16 protein-coding genes are annotated in these 19,125 nt (G+C 42.9%); 10 read left to right on the top strand and 6 right to left on the bottom strand.

Features of this window, described 5'->3' with window-relative positions:
* Positions 1-26: 26 nt before the first annotated feature.
* Positions 27-224 (bottom strand): hypothetical protein, encoded by a 198-nt coding sequence (locus AC5JL8_RS07605; RefSeq protein ID WP_495879169.1) that lies wholly within the window; start codon positions 222-224, stop codon positions 27-29.
* On the opposite strand from AC5JL8_RS07605, the gene AC5JL8_RS07600 reads away from it, so the two are divergent.
* The 4 genes from AC5JL8_RS07600 (at position 187) to murI (ending at position 7,785) form a co-directional block, all read left to right on the top strand.
* Positions 187-1,593, top strand: coding sequence for a cation:proton antiporter (locus tag AC5JL8_RS07600; protein ID WP_495879168.1), 1,407 nt, complete (start codon positions 187-189; stop codon positions 1,591-1,593). The two genes, AC5JL8_RS07605 and AC5JL8_RS07600, sit on opposite strands and share 38 nt — an antisense overlap.
* 787 nt (positions 1,594-2,380) lie before the next feature.
* Positions 2,381-4,228, top strand: a complete 1,848-nt coding sequence (locus AC5JL8_RS07595) for an N-acetylmuramoyl-L-alanine amidase (protein ID WP_495879559.1) — start codon at positions 2,381-2,383, stop codon at positions 4,226-4,228.
* 621 nt (positions 4,229-4,849) lie between these two features.
* Positions 4,850-6,772, top strand: coding sequence for an N-acetylmuramoyl-L-alanine amidase (locus AC5JL8_RS07590; protein ID WP_495879167.1), 1,923 nt, complete (start codon positions 4,850-4,852; stop codon positions 6,770-6,772).
* A gap of 131 nt (positions 6,773-6,903) precedes the next feature.
* Positions 6,904-7,785 carry a glutamate racemase gene (gene murI / locus AC5JL8_RS07585; RefSeq protein WP_495879166.1) on the top strand — a complete coding sequence of 294 codons (882 nt, stop codon included), beginning with the start codon at positions 6,904-6,906 and terminating at the stop codon, positions 7,783-7,785.
* Between the two features lie 58 nt (positions 7,786-7,843).
* On the opposite strand, the gene AC5JL8_RS07580 is transcribed toward murI, so the two are convergent.
* Positions 7,844-8,041 (bottom strand): hypothetical protein, encoded by a 198-nt coding sequence (locus tag AC5JL8_RS07580; RefSeq protein ID WP_495879165.1) that lies wholly within the window; start codon positions 8,039-8,041, stop codon positions 7,844-7,846.
* Positions 8,042-9,285: 1,244 nt separating this feature from the next.
* Here AC5JL8_RS07580 and sds point away from each other — a divergent pair.
* Positions 9,286-10,257 (top strand): solanesyl diphosphate synthase, encoded by a 972-nt coding sequence (gene sds, locus AC5JL8_RS07575; RefSeq protein ID WP_495879164.1) that lies wholly within the window; start codon positions 9,286-9,288, stop codon positions 10,255-10,257.
* 96 nt (positions 10,258-10,353) lie between these two features.
* Here the strand turns inward: sds and AC5JL8_RS07570 are convergent, their stop codons facing one another.
* Entirely contained in the window at positions 10,354-10,827 is a 474-nt protein-coding gene (locus AC5JL8_RS07570; RefSeq protein ID WP_495879163.1) for a hypothetical protein, read from the bottom strand.
* A 207-nt stretch (positions 10,828-11,034) separates the two neighbouring features.
* On the opposite strand from AC5JL8_RS07570, the gene hetZ reads away from it, so the two are divergent.
* The 5 genes from hetZ to gmk all read left to right on the top strand — a co-directional run bounded on the left by hetZ (position 11,035) and on the right by gmk (position 17,447).
* Positions 11,035-12,225, top strand: a complete 1,191-nt coding sequence (gene hetZ, locus AC5JL8_RS07565) for a heterocyst differentiation protein HetZ (RefSeq protein ID WP_495879162.1) — start codon at positions 11,035-11,037, stop codon at positions 12,223-12,225.
* Positions 12,218-13,198 (top strand): PatU, encoded by a 981-nt coding sequence (locus AC5JL8_RS07560; protein ID WP_495879161.1) that lies wholly within the window; start codon positions 12,218-12,220, stop codon positions 13,196-13,198. Before hetZ ends, AC5JL8_RS07560 begins: the two co-directional genes overlap by 8 nt.
* Positions 13,199-13,512: 314 nt before the next feature.
* Complete coding sequence (locus tag AC5JL8_RS07555; protein WP_495879160.1) at positions 13,513-15,849, top strand: transglutaminase TgpA family protein; 2,337 nt, start codon at positions 13,513-13,515, stop codon at positions 15,847-15,849.
* A 557-nt stretch (positions 15,850-16,406) separates the two neighbouring features.
* Complete coding sequence (gene remA, locus AC5JL8_RS07550) at positions 16,407-16,673, top strand: extracellular matrix/biofilm regulator RemA (RefSeq protein ID WP_086688026.1); 267 nt, start codon at positions 16,407-16,409, stop codon at positions 16,671-16,673.
* A gap of 174 nt (positions 16,674-16,847) precedes the next feature.
* On the top strand, positions 16,848-17,447 hold the full coding sequence (gene gmk / locus AC5JL8_RS07545; RefSeq protein WP_495879159.1) for a guanylate kinase: 600 nt from the start codon (positions 16,848-16,850) through the stop codon (positions 17,445-17,447).
* A gap of 174 nt (positions 17,448-17,621) precedes the next feature.
* On the opposite strand, the gene AC5JL8_RS07540 is transcribed toward gmk, so the two are convergent.
* The 3 genes from AC5JL8_RS07540 to AC5JL8_RS07530 form a co-directional block, all read right to left on the bottom strand.
* Entirely contained in the window at positions 17,622-18,140 is a 519-nt protein-coding gene (locus tag AC5JL8_RS07540) for a photosystem I reaction center subunit XI (protein ID WP_495879158.1), read from the bottom strand.
* Positions 18,141-18,408: 268 nt separating this feature from the next.
* A complete protein-coding gene (gene psaJ / locus AC5JL8_RS07535) occupies positions 18,409-18,558 on the bottom strand; it encodes a photosystem I reaction center subunit IX (protein WP_015210164.1) in 150 nt (49 codons plus the stop codon).
* Between the two features lie 39 nt (positions 18,559-18,597).
* Positions 18,598-19,092 carry a Photosystem I reaction center subunit III gene (locus AC5JL8_RS07530; protein ID WP_495879157.1) on the bottom strand — a complete coding sequence of 165 codons (495 nt, stop codon included), beginning with the start codon at positions 19,090-19,092 and terminating at the stop codon, positions 18,598-18,600.
* Positions 19,093-19,125 lie beyond the last annotated feature (33 nt).

Genomic DNA, 19,125 nt, shown 5'->3' with positions numbered 1-19,125 from the left:
CAAAAGGCTCACCAAGATTGCGTTTCCTAATTTTGAATTTGGAATTGCTTAGTTGCTTTCGCCGTTGCTTTCCCCAAACGGGTAAAAATAAAGAGAAGGATTTTTGCAGAACCAATGCAGTTTTTAAATGCAATCAACTCCTCTGTTTCCTTGCTGGCAAGCGCAACAGAGACAGCGGACAGTTCAATGGTAATGGCAGCGGTGCTGCTGAGTTTAGTAGTCATTTACTTTGCTAGCAAAGTCGGTGGCGAGTTATCAAACCGAATAGGTTTGCCGCCTGTTTTAGGCGAACTTGTAGGTGGCGTCATAGTAGGTATCTCTGTCTTACATCTGTTGGTGTTTCCAGAAGGTGGTACAGACAGTTCTAATTCCTTAATCATTTCGTTCCTCCAATCTACTGCTGGGTTAACTCCTGAAACCGCCGATGGCGTCTTTGTGGCTCAATCAGAGGTCATTTCCGTTTTGGCAGAACTGGGTGTGATCGTTCTGCTATTTGAAATTGGCTTGGAGTCGAACTTAAAAGACTTAATGGCAGTTGGTATCCAAGCCACCATTGTGGCAATAGTGGGGGTAGTAGCACCTTTTGCTGCGGGCACTGTTGGGTTGATGGTTTTATTTGGTATTGATGCTGTGCCAGCAATTTTTGCTGGGGCAGCTTTGACTGCCACTAGTATTGGTATTACTTCCAAGGTGCTATCAGAACTAGGACGGCTCAATTCTAAAGAAGGGCAGATTATTCTAGGTGCTGCCGTCATTGACGACGTATTAGGAATTATTGTCCTGGCAGTAGTTGCTAGCTTGGCTAAAGATGGCGAGGTAGATGTAACTAAAGTCATTTATCTGATTATCAGCGCTAGTGCATTTTTGTTGGGTGCGATTTTACTAGGCAATGTTTTCAACAAGTCTTTTGTGGCGATCGTTAATAAACTCAAGACACGTGGCGAGTTAGTGATACCAGCGTTCATCTTTGCCTTTGCGATGGCATACCTAGCCGCTGTTATTCAGTTAGAAGCAATTCTGGGAGCTTTTGCAGCTGGTTTAGTTCTGGAAGAAACAGAAAAGCGCAAAGAACTGCAAAAGCAAGTTATTCCCATTGCTGATATACTAGTGCCGATTTTCTTTGTCGCTGTTGGCGCAAAAACAGATTTGGGAGTATTGAACCCAACAATTCCCAGCAATCAGGAAGGTCTAATTATGGCTACTTTCCTGATCATAGTAGCGATCCTTGGTAAAGTTATCACAGGTTTGACGGTGTTTGGTCAACCCGAAATTAACCGTTTGGCGATTGGTGTGGGGATGATTCCGCGAGGCGAAGTTGGGTTAGTGTTTGCTGGTGTTGGCGCTGCCAGCGGTGCTCTGTCAAAACCATTGGGGGCAGCAATTATCATGATGGTTATCTTAACTACCTTTTTAGCTCCTCCTTTATTACGGTTTGTATTTCCAGAACCAAAAACTGTGGCAACCAGTTCAGATCAATTAGTTTTAGACGGTGGTTCTGCTACACCTTTGGCAATAGAATCACCTCAGTTGATTGTGTCTACATCAAATGATGCTGGTAGCCTGGAGTCGCCTTCAGATTCTCAGGAAAGTTGATCAAATGTTTTGGGTAGAATGGATTGTTGCTAGCCTTTTGAGGTAAAGCATAGCTGAGTTCTGATTTGGAATTATTCAGAACTCAGTCATGCCAAAGCGATCGCTACAAGTGCTGGCTTTTTAGCGCTCACTAGGCTGTATTATCAAGAGTACTTTGAAGATTTTACTCTGGTTACAGGAAACTTCTATCTTCAAATCTCCGTCCCCTAAGATTGTCAATTTAAGTTTTTTCCTTATTACTACCAAAATTGGAAATGTTATCAGTTTCTAGTTTTTCCCTGTTTTCTCTATCCAACTCTGGTTATTTTTTCAGCAATGAGAGAATAGCACCCGCTAAACTGACCACATTAGTTGACAGGAATTAAAAACTTTTGACTTTGAACATTGATTGTCGGCAATCAGATAACTTGAAAAATGATTGCGATAGATGGATGCATAAAACCTAGATGCACCAAGGCGGTTTCAATTCGAAATCTAAAATCTAAAATGATCTAACTCAAGCAAGTTTTACTAGTTGGGATTTACCTAGGTAAGGTTAATTCTAGTTATCTTTATGTTTATTGTCTAATGTTTTTCAAGGTCGCAGTCTTAGGCAGTAAAGGCATGGCAAAATCAGAGGAGCGATACTTCCAGTTTATTAACTAAGCCTTGATACCAGCACCAAGAGCAAAGAAGGCATCAAAGCTAAGTTTAGGTAGTGAAGGGATGAGGGATTGCCGATATATTGAGATATTAATTACTCCCATAAATGTGAATTAGGCATAAATGTGAATCAGGAGAAATGACTTTGAAACTACACTGGTTACTACCCGGTACTATTGGAACTATCTGCTTGCTTTCATCGCCAGCTTTAGCAGCGAGACTGGAATCTTGGCGTTTTGATGCTGGTCAAAACCGTTTAGAAATCAACACGGCGGGAGCTGTTCAACCGAAGGCTCAACTGATTTTCAACCCAACTCGTCTGGTAATTGATTTGCCAGAAACTGTATTTGGGCGACCGCAGGTAACACAACCAGTAGGTGGTGCAATTAGCTCAATTCGTGTTGGACAGTTTGATAAAGAAACAACCCGTATAGTTGTCGAACTCACTCCAGGTTATACTTTAGACCCAGAACAGGTAAAATTTATCGGCATCACTGGCAGTCGCTGGACAGTAAATTTACCAAAACCAGAAGTCGATAAAGCACCATCTTCTGCCAGTAATATTTATAGTGTAGTAACTATAGACCCTAATACCAGACCTAATCTCTCACTGGTTGCCAGCACCACAGAAAGTGCAACTCAAATTGAAAATTTACAAGTAACAGGGGATGGATTTTTCCTTCGCACTAATGGTGTTAATCCTAAGATTCAAGTAATTCGGAGTCGCGATCGCTCTACCATTTTCATGGATATCTCAGGCGCAACTTTATCATCGCGTCTGGCACAGCAGCGTGATATAACCGTAAACCAGCATGGAGTTAGTCGCGTCCAATTTACCCAACTCCAAACAAGGCCCGCTGCTGTCCGCATGACTTTGCGCGTAAACAGCAATAGCCCCGACTGGCGCGCAACTACAAGCAGTGCTGGCGGTTTAGTAGTTCTACCCAATGCTGGTGTGGTTCGATTACCTGGAGATAACAACTCACCTTCTTTACCATCTGCTACTAATTCCACAGCTACCATTGAGTCTGTGGAACTCACTGGAAATGGTACACAACTCTTAATTAGAGGCGACAAAGCTTTATCGGCTACTAGTGGTTGGGATAGGTCGTCTGGTCTGTTCCGCATCACTATTGCTAATGCGAAATTAGCGCCACAAGTCACAGGCCCAGCTCTTAATGCCAATAGCCCAATTCTGCGAGTCCGCTTACAACCACAAGAAGCTAATAATAGTGTGGTTGTTTTGGTTCAACCAGCCGCAGGCGTCCAAATTGGTCAACTCAACCAAAGGGGCGCGGAATTCTTGTCTCTACAATTAACACGTGCCTCTCGCGTGATTCCTCGTGGTATACCTCCCATAGCTTTGCCGCCGCTACCACCAGTAGACCGAGAATTGCCCAACCCTAATAATCCTCAGCCGATACCGCAGCCCAGACCACGTACAATTCCCAATGGTCGATTAGTAGTTCTTATTGACCCTGGACACGGCGGAAAAGATCCAGGAGCGATTGGCATTGGTGGAGTACGCGAAAAGGACATCATTCTACCCATAAGTAGGAGGATAGCAGAGGTTTTACAGCAAAATGGCGTGCAAGTAATGTTGACACGGAATAGTGATTATTTCGTCAGCCTTCAAGGGCGAGTAGATATGGCAGAAAGAGCTAATGCTGATGTATTTGTCAGTATCCACGCTAATTCAGCCGGTGCAGGGCGTCCAGATGTCAGTGGTTTGGAAACTTATTATTACGATAGTGGTCTAGGTCTAGCTCGCGCTGTCCATAACAATATTCTCCAAGGCGTAAATGTCAGAGATCGAGGAGTCCGCAGAGCTAGATTTTATGTTCTCAGAAAAAGTTCTATGCCTTCGATTCTGGTGGAAGCAGGCTATTTGACTGGTCGGGAAGATGTTGCTAAGTTAAGATCCTCAAATTACCAAAATCAAATGGCAGATGCGATCGCTCGCGGTATCCTCCAATACCTAAAGAAAAGATAAATAATAGAGTTTCAAAAGTTAGGTAACAACACTTCAATGATCCTAATTCTTATGCAATTAAAGGCGATGAATTACATCTGTACTGCTTGATACACTATTCATAATATTTTTCTAAATATTAAAGAGTAGCTGTCACAAAAGAGAACAAGGGGCAGGGAGTTCTTAGCAGAGGAGAGAACCCCATACATAAATGCAGGGGCTTGAACCCATGAGCGCAGGGGAGTTATAAATCTTTCTCCCCTGCCCCCTGCTCCCTGCCTCTTCTGGTCACCAGCGTTGACATCTCAGTTGACAGCATTTGGATGCAAAATCTAAAATCCTCAAGTCCCATCCGTTTATCGGCGGGGTTCTAAAATTCACAATCCAATGACTAAATCGGCGGGTATCCCTCCCACCCTTTGAAGGGATAGGATACCCACCGATTTTTTTGAATTTTGCAGCGCTCACAACGTGGCAAAATTACACAGATATGCTATAATGCTACGCCATTAGCTGTGTCTTTATACCAGCGCAAAATTCTTTTGCTGCATCAAGCTAAAGTTTGGGCGGTAACGGTGTGAGGATTTGCGAATATTTTCAAAGCTTAACGGCTTCAATGACTGCGAATCAGGAGAAATGATTGTGAAACTACACTGGTTACTACCCGGTACTATTGGAACTATCTACTTGCTTTCATCGCCAGCTTTAGCAGCGAGACTGGAATCTTGGCGTTTTGATGCTGGTCAAAACCGTTTAGAAATCAACACGGCGGGCGCTGTTCAACCGAAAGCCCAACTGATTTTCAACCCCACTCGTCTGGTAATTGATTTGCCAGAAGTTACATTGGGAAGGCCACAGGTAACGCAACCAGTAGGTGGTGCAATTCGCTCAATTCGTGTTGGTCAGTTTGACAAAGAAACGACCCGTATAGTTGTCGAACTCACTCCAGGTTATACATTAAACCCGCAACAGGTAGAATTTACAGGTATTACAGCCAGTCGCTGGATAGTAAAATTGCCTCAACCACAAGTTGAAGAAGTAACCTCTTCACTCGATATTGGGAAGCAGCAAACAGAAGTTGAAAGAGTGGTAGATCCTTCAAAGACATCTCCACCAATGTTTTCTCCAAGAAGTGTTTACAATGTGGTGAAAACGAGTTCTATTACTCCAGCTAACAACAGTACAGCTGTCAACACCACAGAAGAAGCAACTCAAATTGAGAACTTACGAGTCACAGGCGATGGGTTTTTCATCCGCACCAGTGGTGGTAGCCCTCAGATTCAAATAAATCGTACTGATGACAATCGGATAATTAATGTAGATATTTCCGGCGCATCTTTATCCCCAAAATTGGAGCAACGGGATTTATTGATGAATCGCTATGGAGTCAATCGCATTCAGTTTACTCAACTACAAGCCAGTCCACCTGTTGTTCGCATGACGTTGCGCGTAGATAGCAATAGCCCCGACTGGCGGGCAACTACAAGCAGCGCTGGCGGATTCGTGGTTCTGCCTAATACTGGTCTAGCCCGATTACCTGGAGATAATAACTCACCTTCTTTACCATCTGCTACTAATTCCACAGCTACTATTGAGTCTGTGGAACTCACTGGAAATGGTACACAACTATTAATTAGAGGTGACCAAGCTTTATCGGCTACGGGTAGTTGGGATAGGTCGTCTGGTCTGTTCCGTATCACTGTTGCTAATGCTAAATTAGCCCCCAGAGTCACAGGCCCGGCTCTTGACGCTAATAGCCCAATACTTCGAGTCCGCCTGCAACCGCAAGAATCTAATAATAGCGTGGTTGTTTTGGTTCAACCAGCCGCAGGCGTGCAAATTGGTGAACTTAACCAAGTTGGTAGTCAGCTTATAGCTCTACAATTACAAAGTTCTCGCCGGACGACTATACCGCCTGTTGCTTTACCTCCTCTACCACTACCAGACCGAGGACAATTACCAGAAACCACAATCGATCATCCCCAGATAATAGCGCAGCCACAGCCGCACCCCCCGGTTCCTAATGGAAAATTACTAGTAGTTATTGATCCTGGACATGGTGGCAAAGACTCTGGAGCGCCAGGTATTGGCGGATTATTAGAAAAGGATGTTGTCTTGCCTATTGGTACAAGAATTGCATCAATTTTGCAGCAAAACGGTGTACAAGCAGTACTTACACGTGATGCTGACTTTTTTGTAGAACTTCAAGGGCGAGTAGACATTGCTGAAAGAGTTAATGCGACTTTGTTTGTCAGCGTTCATGCTAATGCCATTGATAACCGCTCTGATGTGAATGGGTTAGAAGTGTATTATTACGACAGTGGCTATGCTCTAGCTGAGGTAGTTCGCAATACCATTCTCCAGGATGTTAGTACTCTCAAAGACCGAGGTACTCGCAAAGCCCGATTCTACGTACTTAGGAAAAGTTCCATGCCCTCAATTTTAGTAGAAGTCGGCTACATGACTGGTCGGGAAGATAATCCCAGATTGGGAAACCCAGACTACCAGAATCGCATGGCAGAAGCGATCGCCCATGGTATTCTCAAATACTTAAAACAAAGATAAGAATTTAGTATAAATTCTTAATATAAAGAGGCGATATGTAGTCTTAATTTTATAAGCGGGATTTAGTAAGTAAGAAACTCCAACCCTAAATCCTGTATCTTAAATCAAAAAACTTCAACCAAAATCTGCCTGTGTATTCATATTCTAATTTTGAAGGCAATCTCGACAATTTTTCTGATCAAGAACCTCAACGTGCGCCCATTGGTATCTTTGATAGTGGTGTAGGTGGACTGACGGTACTGCGACAGTTGTATCGGCAGCTCCCCAATGAATCAGTTATTTACTTTGGTGATACAGCTCGACTTCCTTATGGAATTCGCTCACAAGCAGAAATTTTACAGTATGTGCGCGAAATCTTGACCTGGATGCAACAGCAGCAGGTAAAAATGGTCATTATGGCTTGTAATACCAGTTCTGCCCTGGCACTAGAAATTGTCCGCAAGGAATTTAGCCTGCCTATTCTGGGTGTAATCTTACCAGGAGCCAGAGCAGCAGTGCAGCAAGGAAAGCGTATAGGTGTGATTGCTACCCCAGCAACAGCTAAGAGCAACGCCTATAAGCAAGCCATACTTGAAATAAATCCTAATGTCCAAGTCTGGCAAGTTGGTTGTCCAGAATTTGTGCCGCTCATTGAGCAGAACCGTATTCACGACCCTTATACTACTGAGGTGGCACGCTCTTATCTAGAGCCTTTAATACAGCAAGAAATTGACACTTTAGTCTATGGCTGTACCCATTATCCCCACCTCGCACCTGTACTGCGATCGCTCCTTCCCTCTCAAGTCAAGCTAGTTGATCCAGCTATTAGTGTCGTGGTAGCTTGTGCCCAAGATTTAGACTTACTAAATTTAAGAAATACCCACCCCCCATTACCAACTCGCTTTGCCGTCAGCGGCTGTGCACAACAGTTTGCCCAAGCCGGATTGCAGTGGTTAGGCTATACCCCAATGGTTGAGGAGGTGTCCTTTACTAGTACAGTAGTATCCCATCTCCAACAAGACTTCGTTGGGTAATTTGACCACTAGTAAATAGTTAACAGTCTTAATAGTGACCATTAACTATTTACTATGATTATTGACTATTAACTGCTTCAGTCACCTTTGGTGCTACAGATAACTCCTGTTTGTGATTTCCTTTAGCTGCGGAAGGAACGTTTGTAGGAGTAGTACTTTTGCCTGTTCGCTTTGCTAATGCTAATAATAGATAGACCGTAAACAAATATCCAGCAGCTAAAATAAAAATCATCATAGGCACATTTCCGTAAATCATAGTTCTACCGCTACTTTTTTCCAGCAAAAAAGAATATCAAATTCCATAACATTAAGAGACTCTTAGCCAAGCAAGCTGATTGTTGATGGCTGTAATTTATTATGCTAGACTACTCCGTAGAGATCTAATTCTCTACAGTCAATGGATGGATTATTTAACTTAGATTTTTCGCAGACCATACATTCCACAGTAGTTAAATTGCCAAACAGCAACTTAACTACTGCACTCCTCAGTAGTCTACCCAGTCTGCGTTATTTAGCATACCAATATTGCTAGAGCAAAACTTGCGCTCAACAGACGCTAAATACTTGTAGCGGCTTTCGTTGAGGGTAGTGTTTTGCCCCAATCCAATAGGTTTGCAGGTTGAACAAAGGAGCAAAGGAGTACTCCCTTGATTCAACCACGACGGTTTATTTTAGACTCACAACTCCAGATAGGTTAAATCACCTACAGGCGGTTTAACTTTGGGTGGTGAATATCTGAAAAATTTAAAATCCCTAGATTTTAGCGTAACACAACGCTCCTGACTTTTTAGCCAACTTTGTGGCTAAATTTGAAATTTTCTAGACAGCTTTGCTAAGTCTGGCAAAAACTAGATTGACGTTAAAAATACTGATTGTGTAATTAAGTAATAGGCAATGAGGTAAGAAAATTTTATCTATTGTAATTAATACTACTGACAAAAAATTTTAATAAATATTTATTTAGTTATAAAGTTCTCTAAATATAGCTTCTCAAAGCAATAACACGTAAATATTAATATTTTTACATATAATTTTGTGTGTATAAATTTAAATTAATTTTTATTATTCACTTAGATAACACGTATAACACTTACCAGATAATTGTCAAGAAGAGGATGGGTGGGCAAGGAGGTAAGGGAGATTCAGTGGGGGCTTGAAACCCTTGAGCTTTACCGCCCGCGACTTGTGGGAGGAGCAGACAATTCCCCTTGTCCTCTTCTCTCAGGAGACAATAACTCAGAGAATTATTTCAGGTTGTTAATTATTTCACAGGTTTCAGCCCAGGAAAGGATTTTGCTTAATGCTAGCAAAGTGACCAGCCACAAGCACTTTTGGAGTACAGCCGTTGCCTAAGTTTAAGGTATCTTGCTGCTTTTAAATTTCCGTGACGGCTGGTAACTGTAGGATTCCCTGATCAAAACTTTGCGCTGGCCCATGCTTATCTTAAAATGAGTATAGGATATGTAAACTTTCGTAACCTAAGCCAGAGTCCGCCCATCCATGACCCCAGCCACCTCCCTGTTTACCCCTGTGGAAGCAGACCTGCGAATACTAGCAGATAATCTCAAACAGCTAGTTGGAAATCGCCACCCCATTCTTTATGCAGCAGCCGAACATCTATTTGGAGCTGGGGGAAAGCGTATTAGACCAGCTATCGTTCTGCTGATAGCGCGGGCAACAATGCTTGAACAAGATATTACCTCCCGTCACCGACGCCTAGCAGAGATTACAGAAATGATTCACACAGCAAGCTTGGTGCATGACGATGTGGTGGACGAATCACAAATGCGACGCGGTGTCCCTACTGTCCATAGTTTGTTTGGTAATCGCATTGCCGTGCTAGCAGGAGATTTTCTCTTTGCCCAATCGTCCTGGTATTTGGCAAACTTAGACAATTTAGAAGTAGTGAAACTGCTCTCGGAAGTGATTATGGATTTGGCCGCAGGAGAGATCCAGCAGGGGCTGAATCGCTTTGATAGTAACATTTCTATTGATACTTACCTCAACAAGAGCTACTACAAAACTGCCTCGTTAATTGCCAATAGTTCTAAAGCTGCTGGGTTACTCAGCGATGTATCCCAAGAAACTGCTGAACATTTGTATAGCTACGGGCGTCATCTTGGTCTAGCTTTCCAGATCGTGGATGATATTTTAGATTTCACTAGTTCCCAAGATACCTTGGGTAAGCCAGTGGGTTCGGATCTTAAAAGTGGCAATTTAACTGCACCAGTTTTATTTGCCTTACCAGAAAAACCATACTTAGAAGTACTGATTGAACGAGAGTTTGCTCAAGAAGCGGATTTAGAACAAGCGCTAGCGTTGATTCAAGATAGCCAAGGAATACAACGGGCGCGAGAACTAGCGGCTCACCATGCTAAGTTAGCAAGTGAGCATCTTGCTATTCTTCCACCCTCAGAATCTCATCAAGCCTTGGTTAACATGGCTGACTATGTATTAAGTCGGCTTTATTAGCAACTGAGGAGCAACTAGGGACTGGGTACTGGTTCAAAATTTCCAGTCCCCCAAACATTACCGAGCAATGAGTGCTCCTGAACATCTCCAATTCCCTCAAGCGATGTTAGGTGGTACTCGCTTTGATGGTCGCTTGTGCTGAAGTTTTTGTTGAATTAAGTTTTGCAGTTCAGCTCGCTGCACTTCGACTGCGTTGGTAGTCAGTCCGGGAGTTTCAAAAAAAACTATACTATCCACGGGTTCTAGCGCCGTAAGTTGAAACAAAATATGAGTGACAGGAATAGCTTTAGCTGTGATTTGAGGGTCAAGCCCAGCAGATGAGGTAAGTGTGACATCCTGTAATGTAGGAAAAGCGTAAATTACACGCTTTTCTAGTTTGGGATTGGCTCGGTTGCTCAATGTAGTTAAAACCCAGTTTGACTCCAAGTTTTGGAGAATGTAGTACTGGGGATGGCTTAATTTACGAGCGATCGCCTTGAGGACAGGCGCAATTGCTGCCACAAGTTGTGGTGTTATACCATCGTGGGGTGCATTATCAATCAGCAATTGAATTTGTGCTTCTAAATCCATAATTACTTGTAAACGGCTCCTGGGTAATGGCTATAACATAAGAACAAAGTGTGAATAATCCCACCAGAGTTGGGAATAATAAATTTAAGCTAAATCTTCTATGCAGGATTGCCATGCGTTTAGCTTATACGCAAAATCTATCAAGCCAAAACCCACGGTCGTACAGGTTGTTTTTAAGTATGTTAGGGTCTTTTCAAATCTGAGACTATGAATTCAGCCGCAAGCGCAACTATTCAGGGAGAAAATTCTATCGACGTGGAGGTGATATTTCAACTTCTGTTCAAGGAGTTTCAGCAGTTCACTAAAGCTTCAAAGCAAAATTGCCATGATGTGGCAACACGAATTGCTGCCGAAGTTTACCGGATTTGCAATGAAAGTAAACGTATCCAAGCTTCCGGTGCTGTAGAAAACTCGGCAATAACCTTGGCTCGACATCGCCTGCAACAGTGTCTCAGGTACTATCAATTGGGCTCAAATCGGGGCAGGGTAGAATTACATAGTACTCTGAGCGCAATTATTTATCGTTATATTAATCCCCCCCAGAAGCAATTAAGCTATCAAGGGCGGTTGACTATCATTGAAGATTTTCTTCAGAGCTTTTATCTGGAGGCCTTGAATGCTTTTCGCAGGGAAAATCAAATGGATGCGACCTATCGCCCCCAAACCCTTCTGGAATTGGCAGAGTATATGGCATTTACTGAACGCTATGGTAAGCGACGGATTCCCTTACCAGGACGTCAGCAGCAGCTAATTATCCTGCGGGCACAAACCTTCTCTAAACAGCAACCTCTAGAAACCAGCGTAGACATAGAACAAGCAGCAGAAGGTAGTGCCAACGAAGCCGACGGTTCATGGGAAGAACCTGCAGTGCAACAATTGCGTTCGGCAATGGCGACGCAAGCAGAACCAGAACCAGAAGAAGACACGTTGCGCTCTGTTGTGATTACGGAATTATTAAATTATCTAGAACAACGACAACAAAATGACTGTGCTGATTACCTGTCTCTGCGTCTCCAAGATTTATCAGCACAAGAAATTGAGTCAATTTTAGGTTTAACCCCTCGCCAGAGAGATTACTTACAGCAACGCTTCAAGTATCACCTAATTCGCTTTGCCTTGTTGCATCGCTGGGAACTAGTTCATGAGTGGTTGGAAGCTTCTTTGCATACTAATTTGGGATTAACTCCCCAGCAATGGCAAACATACACAGCCCAACTGGATCATAAACAGCGGTCTTTACTAGATCTAAAGCAACAAGGGCAACCCGATGAAAAAATTGCCAAAACTTTAGGTTTGTCTATGGCACAAATTCAAAAACGATGGTTTAAGATTCTTGAGCAAGCTTGGGAAATTCGTAACTCTTTAGTGTCCGGATCAGGTGCATCTACTCATGAATAGTGACTCAGAATCCTTTCATCACCAGTTTCTCGGTTGGATTTTGACAGATCATGTCATGACATCCGGGCCTGCCTCGGTAGATTGTGAGGAAATTGACGGGGTAGAAAACCCTCTCAAGGAAGCTGCCGCATCAAAAAGCGGTGAGCAAGAGTTGGGAGGGACACCCCAAACCTTTCAACTAGGAGAAATTCCTACTGTGCAAGAACGTTTCCAAGCCGTCCTCAAGCGTCGGTTACAAGTCCAAATCGAAAACCACCCGCCCTTATTCCCTTGGGAAACACAACTAATAGATTATTCCGATTATGTCGACGAGCAATCGATAGCATTGGTTCCCTTTTGGGGGTGGATGGCACAACAGTCGAAGCTGAATTTGCCAGCTCCTCTGCCAGAAAATATTTTTCGTCAATTGCTAGAAAAGTGTCAAGCACTGCTGACATCTTCTGTGCCACTAGGTGCAAAGTTGGTTCAGGTGGTGGAAGACTTTTTTCCTGACGAGGCTCAAGCACTAAATGATATAGCTGGATTGGTGCTAAGAAGCACTTATCGATCTGTAGATGCTCTGGAGACAATGCCCAATCTTCAAAGCGATTACTCAGATTTACAAGAACGCCAACAAATGGCGTTGTCACTACTAGCAGCTAAACAACTGTTAGATAATCTGACTTTACCACTTTCATCAACCAATCCAGTGGTAGAGAGACAGTGGCTCACTAGTGCAGGTGTTCTTAACCTGAAAGTAGAATATCAATCTCAAGGACAGACGGGAAAGCTGCGTGTTCAAGGTGAGTTACCCACTCAAGGGATGTTGAAGCTTCAAGGGAAAGGTACCCAAGCAACAGCACAGTCTTCGAGTCCGGGAAACCTGAGTGTAGAATTACACTGTAGGCAACTTAACCAGACTTATACCCTGGAAGTCGAATTTCCAGAAATAGACCAACAGCCGCTCTTGTTTGTCATTACTCCCACAATCTAGGCAAAATTGTGATGCTAGCACTTCACTTTGCTCAACGCCGATAAATAAAATGATTATCCTGGTTTCAAAGCTTGTTTTAAACAAGTGGTCATTAGGGAGTCTGCGCTAACCCACATGGGTAGGACACTTATATAAGTTGCGTAGACTCCCTTAGATGTCCTTTCAGCATGTTACAACTTTACTTAGGGGTGTTCCCATTCGCCAAAGGCGTTTCTGTAGAGTAGGGTAGGGTAGCAGCTGGAGGCAAAGTAGTTGGTTTTTATCCCCAGTACTTTGTCGGTGGCGTCTAGATCATCACTTTGCTCACGCTTGAAATGTTTAACTTATCCAGGATAAATCGGTTTTGGCGTCTACCTGTAGGTCATTATTATGGGCGACAAAATATACAGGGTTCGCCTTTAATGGAAGTGGAAGATTCAATTTCCTTACGGGTGCTAGTGCTAGCGTTGGTCATCGTGGGAATTGTGGCGACAGATATTGCCGCCGAGACTCAATTTAGTCTTTGGGCTGTTCCTGTGAGTGTCATGGGTGCGGTTTGGAGTTACTACAGCCGTCGCGATCCCAATATTACAGTTAAGTTTTGCATCGCCATAGGAATGTTAGTAGCACTGGGTGCTTTCTTTGGGCGGTTATTAGGGGAACTGAATGACACGCGACTAGGTTTAGCAGAGTTATTAATTCAACTTCAGATACTTCACGGTTTTGATACGCCCCGCCGCAAGGACTTGGGCTATTCAATTATTATTGGGCTAATCTTACTAGGTGTGGCTGGAACGCTGAGTCAAACTTTAGCATTTGCGCCTGTGCTGCTGTTATTTTTAGCGATCGCCTTGCCAACTTTAGTTTTAGATTACCGCTCACGGCTCGGCTTAAAGAAGTTACAAATCAAAAAACAAAAGGTAAAAGAGAAAAAATGGTCTTCTCTTCTACCTTTTTATTGTTTACTTTTTATATTAATTGTGGGATTAGGGCTGGCAATTTTTGCAGTTTTGCCCAGGTTCCCTGGCTATCAACTGCGGAATTTTCCTGTAAGTTCTGCGATCGCGATCAAAGGCAATTTTACCGGGCGTAGGATTATCAATCCTGGTTATGTCCGCCAAGGTAATGGTAAAAACCAAGGTAGCGGTGACAGTAATGATGGACAAAGCCAAACAGGTAAACCAGGCAGCTTAGATAATAACTTTTATTACGGTTTTAATAGCCAAATTAACCAAAACCTGCGGGGCGAGATGAAACCCAAAGTAGTAATGCGGGTGCGATCGCAGGCGGAAGGTTTTTGGCGAGTACTGGCTTTTGACCGCTACACGGGTAAGGGATGGGAAGTGTCTCGCAATGAGGATGTTACTACCATCAAGCGATCGCCTTGGTCTTACCAAATTTTTTTACCACGAGCTTGGGCTGTGGGAAAAACCCAGGAGGTAGTACAAACTTATACAGTAGTATCAGATTTGCCCAACCTGATCCCAGCGCTGAGTTATCCCAAGGAAATTTACTTTCCCACACCAATGATTGCTGTCGATCAAGAAAATGGCTTGCGATCGCCTGTGGAATTATCGGAAGGAATGACCTACACAGTTATTTCCGAAGTACCATACCGCGATCGCACTCTGTTAGGACAACAAACTTCTACTAAAAATCCACAGCATATTAAAAATTATTATCTGCAAATCCCCCCTGAAATTGCCGATAAAGTCAAGCAACGTACCGAAGAAATTCTGGCTAACTACAATCAAGAACGGGTAGCAAAGTCTCAAAAATCTCTTAATTCACCCTATGAGAAGGCTCTCTACCTGGCTCAGTACCTGAAGCAAAACTACTCGATCCCCGATAATCCCTTTGGTTTACCTTATTTGGGTGACAAAGAAGATTTAGTAGAAACTTTTTTATTCAAGTATAAAGGAGGCTATCCAGACCACTTCTCTACAGTGCTTACGGTAATGCTGCGTTCTATTGGGATTCCAGCACGATTGGTGGCAGGGTTCAGCCCTGGTGAGTTTAATCCATTTACGGGTATGTATGTTGTCCGTAATACTGATGCCTATGCCATGACGGAAGTGTATTTTCCTAAATATGGCTGGTTTACCTTTGATCCAATTCCTAATCATCCCCTAATTCCCCCCTCAATCGAGGATGTTGAGACTTTTGGTGTTCTGCGCCAATTTTGGAAATGGATTGCTGGATGGTTACCTTCACCTGTTACAGGTTTACTCGATAATGTCTTAGGTACATTATTTAGATGGATTACAAGGGTGATCGCTTGGTTTTTCGCTTTATTCACTCAAGGTTGGCTAGGTATATTCACTGGCTTAATATTAGCAACAACAACAGCTTTCTTTAGTTGGCTAGGTTGGTTGCAGTGGCGCGACTGGCTCAACCGTCGTTGGTTGGGTAAATTATCACCAATGGAAAGCCTTTATCAACAAATGCTTCAATGGGCGGCCCGAAAAGGGCTAGGTAAGCATCCGGCACAAACACCTTTAGAATATGCTCAAGTCGCGCATCAGCATCATTCTCCAGAAAATGCTCAGGTCATAGATGAAATTTGCCAAGCTTATGTTAGCTGGCGTTATGGTGGTTATGCTCCTAACTTGCAGCACCTACGACAAAGATGGCAAGAACTGAAGACGGCTAAAAGCGATCGCTTGAACTAGATTTAGCCAATTGTCAATATTTTTTAATAGCAACTCAGTATTAATCCTGAGTTGTTTTTTAATAGAAAAAATACCAATTTTATAACTTCAAACTATAGCAGTTGCCATTTAGCTTAAGACATAAACTACTCATAAAATTCAGACACCAAGAAGCTTTCAAGCCTGTTCCCTGCTATACAAATCATTGTCTCATAGTAGCCTGCTACCTATGTATAGCGATATTAAAGCGAAACTGTATAAATTATTCTTTTCCGCTCCCCCCTTATCTATTAATCACAGCCTAAAAGTGAAATGCTATAAGTTGCAGATATAACATATCGTCCAGTTCATACATATAACCAAGTTCACTAGGCACAACTTGTGTTGGGATGATTTTACATATGTCTTTAGAAAGATATTTTGAGCAGAATAGGTTGATAATTAGCTAAAAAAAAGCAATTGTGATTTCAAAACTAAAGCTAGCGTGAATTTATGCGTTGTAACTCCCATTTTTTGGGGATAACATGGAAATTAATTCTTGACTAGCTTCTCACACCGCGTTTGGTATCCGTTTTTTTATGGAAATTCAATTAATTAACATCGGTTTTGGCAACATCGTATCTGCCAACCGAGTAGTTGCTATTGTCAGTCCAGAGTCTGCCCCAATTAAGCGGATAATTACCGATGCACGGGACAGAGGTCAACTAATTGATGCAACTTACGGTCGTCGGACTAGAGCTGTTATTATCACTGATTCTAGTCACGTAATTCTGTCGGCGATTCAGCCGGAAACGGTAGCGAATCGCTTCGTGATTTCCCGTGAGCATCAGGTCGTAGATAATTAACTACAGGTGGGTTATCAACCCTACCCTATTTACACCATAACAGCAGTACCATGTGAATTAGACAACTTTTATGTCACCAGTGCTACAAATTCTTTAGTCAATAGTTACCTAACCAGGAATACTAGATAAATGGCTAACGAATAATGTCTATCGATAAATTCACAGGTTTAGCGGATGATGCAAGTTCTACCCATCCAGAATGGTGCTACTACTAAAGAATGCCCGCCTCTTGGCAGGCTGATTGTTTTAACGGGGCCTAGTGGAGTCGGCAAAGGCACTTTAATGCGTGCGTTGTTGCAGCGTCATCCGGAACTGTATTATTCCGTATCGATGACGACTCGTTCTCCCCGTCCTGGGGAAATCGACGGCAAGAATTATTACTTTGTTAGCCGTAGTAAGTTTGAACAATTGGCCGCTCAGGGTGAATTCTTGGAGTGGGCGGAATTTGCTGGCAATGCTTACGGTACTCCCCGTGAAGCTGTGCTTAACCAAGTTAGCTCTGGTAAGCTGGTGATATTGGAAATTGAGCTAGAAGGAGCAAGACAAATCCGCGCTTCCTTTCCTAGCGCCCTGAGCATTTTTATTTTGCCGCCTTCCTTTGATGAATTGGAAAGACGGATACGCGGGCGAGCACAAGATTCGGAAGAAGCGATCGCTCGTCGCCTGCGCCGCGCCCAAGAAGAAATTCAAGCCGCAGATGAATTTGATATTCAAATCGTTAATGACGATTTTGAAACTGCTGTCAATGCGATCGAAGCGGCTTTGTTTGAATAATTTTTATAGGTTTAACCAACAAAGGACACATAGAAAAGCTTATGCCTTTTCTGCGTGTCCGTTTTAGCTTTATGCCAAGCATAAAATTAGTAGTTGCTACTAGTTCAGTTGTCAGTGAACAGCGATCGTTTTGTGTACTGTTCACTGATAACTGATTAGCTATTCAGAAATAAATTAACCCACCAGAGCTTGAAATACTCCCAGATTGCTAGTCAAAAGGTAAGCAACGAATGCGCCACCAATACCACCAATTAAGAAAGCAGGAGCAAAGTTATTCCAGCCTTCACTGGAGTTAAAACCCTCTGGAGGGTTGGGTACTGTAACGCTGGCAAGTGGTTTGGGAGGATTGCTGTTGGCATAAAGGGATAGACCCGCGGTAAGAATCACAATCAAACCGATAGCTGCTAGTAAACCAGCTAAGTTAGCAATAGGTTCATTCCGCAGGGGGCCTAATTTAGCGAAGGGCCCAAATATCCAGTAACCATGAGCCGCTCCAATTTCTATCCCCCGTCTAGCAGGAGCAAGACCTTGACGATAGGCAGGTAAGTTATTAATAAACCATCTGCTCAAAGGAGAAGCATTGATTGGAGTTTCAAAATTCCCTATTTGAGGATCGCGCCTTGCTGGAAAAACAACCTCACGATTTCTAGGATCGCTGGGGGAATTTTTGGATGCATCTACTGCTTGCGCCATATTTATGTTCGCCTCTAAATTAGAATTGTGGCATTTTCTATTAATAATAATTGTATTTAAGGGGGCTTTTAGTCAGATAAGTTTAGAAAAATTAATTTAGCTATTTTAAAACCTTGAAACTCGCAAGCCGTAAACAGCATTACGAGTTTCAAAAATTATTGAAAATGCCTATCTGAGTTATAGTTCCACCTAATTAGGCGCAAAAACTTAACTACCCAAATTTAGGCAAAATACAACACATTCAATTTTTTAAAATGCGATATTCCACTTATGGTAGGGGGTGGAAAAGCAGGTCAGGAAAAAAGCGGTTAAATTCAATCAAAATACCTGCTGTGATTGTCAGCCAAAGGGTAGCCGCTACTGGTGCTGTGGAAATAAACTTAATCAAATAAGATGATTGATCGCTTTTGTCCGCCATGAATTTAGTCTCCAAAACAAGGTAATAATTTCAGATGAATTAGCGTGGGGAAACAGGGATTTCTGTATCTTTGGCTGTTAATTCGCCTGAGAGAAATTCTTTGAGAGCAGCCACAGGCCAAGCAAAACCTGATGCAATGATTGGTAGAGCTATACCAAGATCGATTTGGAATTCTTTTTGCTCAGGGTTAGGACTCTTTCTGACTGTTTGTAGATAGGAACGACCTACCCAACCAATCCAACCAGCAATATACAGGAAGAGAATGCTGGGAATCATGAAGTCACCTGCACGATCCAGACGACCATCAACAATCAAATGGGGGTAACCCTCAGGGCCGCAATACTCTTGAGCATAACGTTCAAACCGCTTTCTTCCCGATTCGGGGTCTGCGGTAGTATTACGGGCATTCTGTGCTAGCTGTTGAAAAGCAGGATTGTCGGCGCAGCGTGTCAGATTAGCTCCTAGCGCTTTCGCGGGTGGGGCAAAATTAAACGCAAGACAAATCGCTAAAATCAAAGCAAACAATCGTCGCATGGAGTTGTTTCCTTTTATTACAAAACGAAAAGT

The organism is Mojavia sp. (genome assembly GCF_059505145.1).
The sequence above is the reverse complement of the archived record's forward strand: the minus strand, read 5'-3'. Positions and strand labels throughout refer to the sequence as shown.

Coding starts and splice junctions, on each gene's coding strand:
- AC5JL8_RS07600 (WP_495879168.1), top strand. CDS start 187: ATGGTAATGGCAGCGGTGCTGCTGAGTTTAGTAGTCATTTACTTTGCT.
- AC5JL8_RS07605 (WP_495879169.1), bottom strand. CDS start 224: ATGACTACTAAACTCAGCAGCACCGCTGCCATTACCATTGAACTGTCC.
- AC5JL8_RS07580 (WP_495879165.1), bottom strand. CDS start 8,041: ATGATTTACGGAAATGTGCCTATGATGATTTTTATTTTAGCTGCTGGA.
- sds (WP_495879164.1), top strand. CDS start 9,286: ATGACCCCAGCCACCTCCCTGTTTACCCCTGTGGAAGCAGACCTGCGA.
- AC5JL8_RS07570 (WP_495879163.1), bottom strand. CDS start 10,827: ATGGATTTAGAAGCACAAATTCAATTGCTGATTGATAATGCACCCCAC.
- hetZ (WP_495879162.1), top strand. CDS start 11,035: ATGAATTCAGCCGCAAGCGCAACTATTCAGGGAGAAAATTCTATCGAC.
- AC5JL8_RS07560 (WP_495879161.1), top strand. CDS start 12,218: ATGAATAGTGACTCAGAATCCTTTCATCACCAGTTTCTCGGTTGGATT.
- AC5JL8_RS07555 (WP_495879160.1), top strand. CDS start 13,513: ATGTTTAACTTATCCAGGATAAATCGGTTTTGGCGTCTACCTGTAGGT.
- remA (WP_086688026.1), top strand. CDS start 16,407: ATGGAAATTCAATTAATTAACATCGGTTTTGGCAACATCGTATCTGCC.
- gmk (WP_495879159.1), top strand. CDS start 16,848: ATGATGCAAGTTCTACCCATCCAGAATGGTGCTACTACTAAAGAATGC.
- AC5JL8_RS07540 (WP_495879158.1), bottom strand. CDS start 18,140: ATGGCGCAAGCAGTAGATGCATCCAAAAATTCCCCCAGCGATCCTAGA.
- psaJ (WP_015210164.1), bottom strand. CDS start 18,558: ATGGCGGACAAAAGCGATCAATCATCTTATTTGATTAAGTTTATTTCC.
- AC5JL8_RS07530 (WP_495879157.1), bottom strand. CDS start 19,092: ATGCGACGATTGTTTGCTTTGATTTTAGCGATTTGTCTTGCGTTTAAT.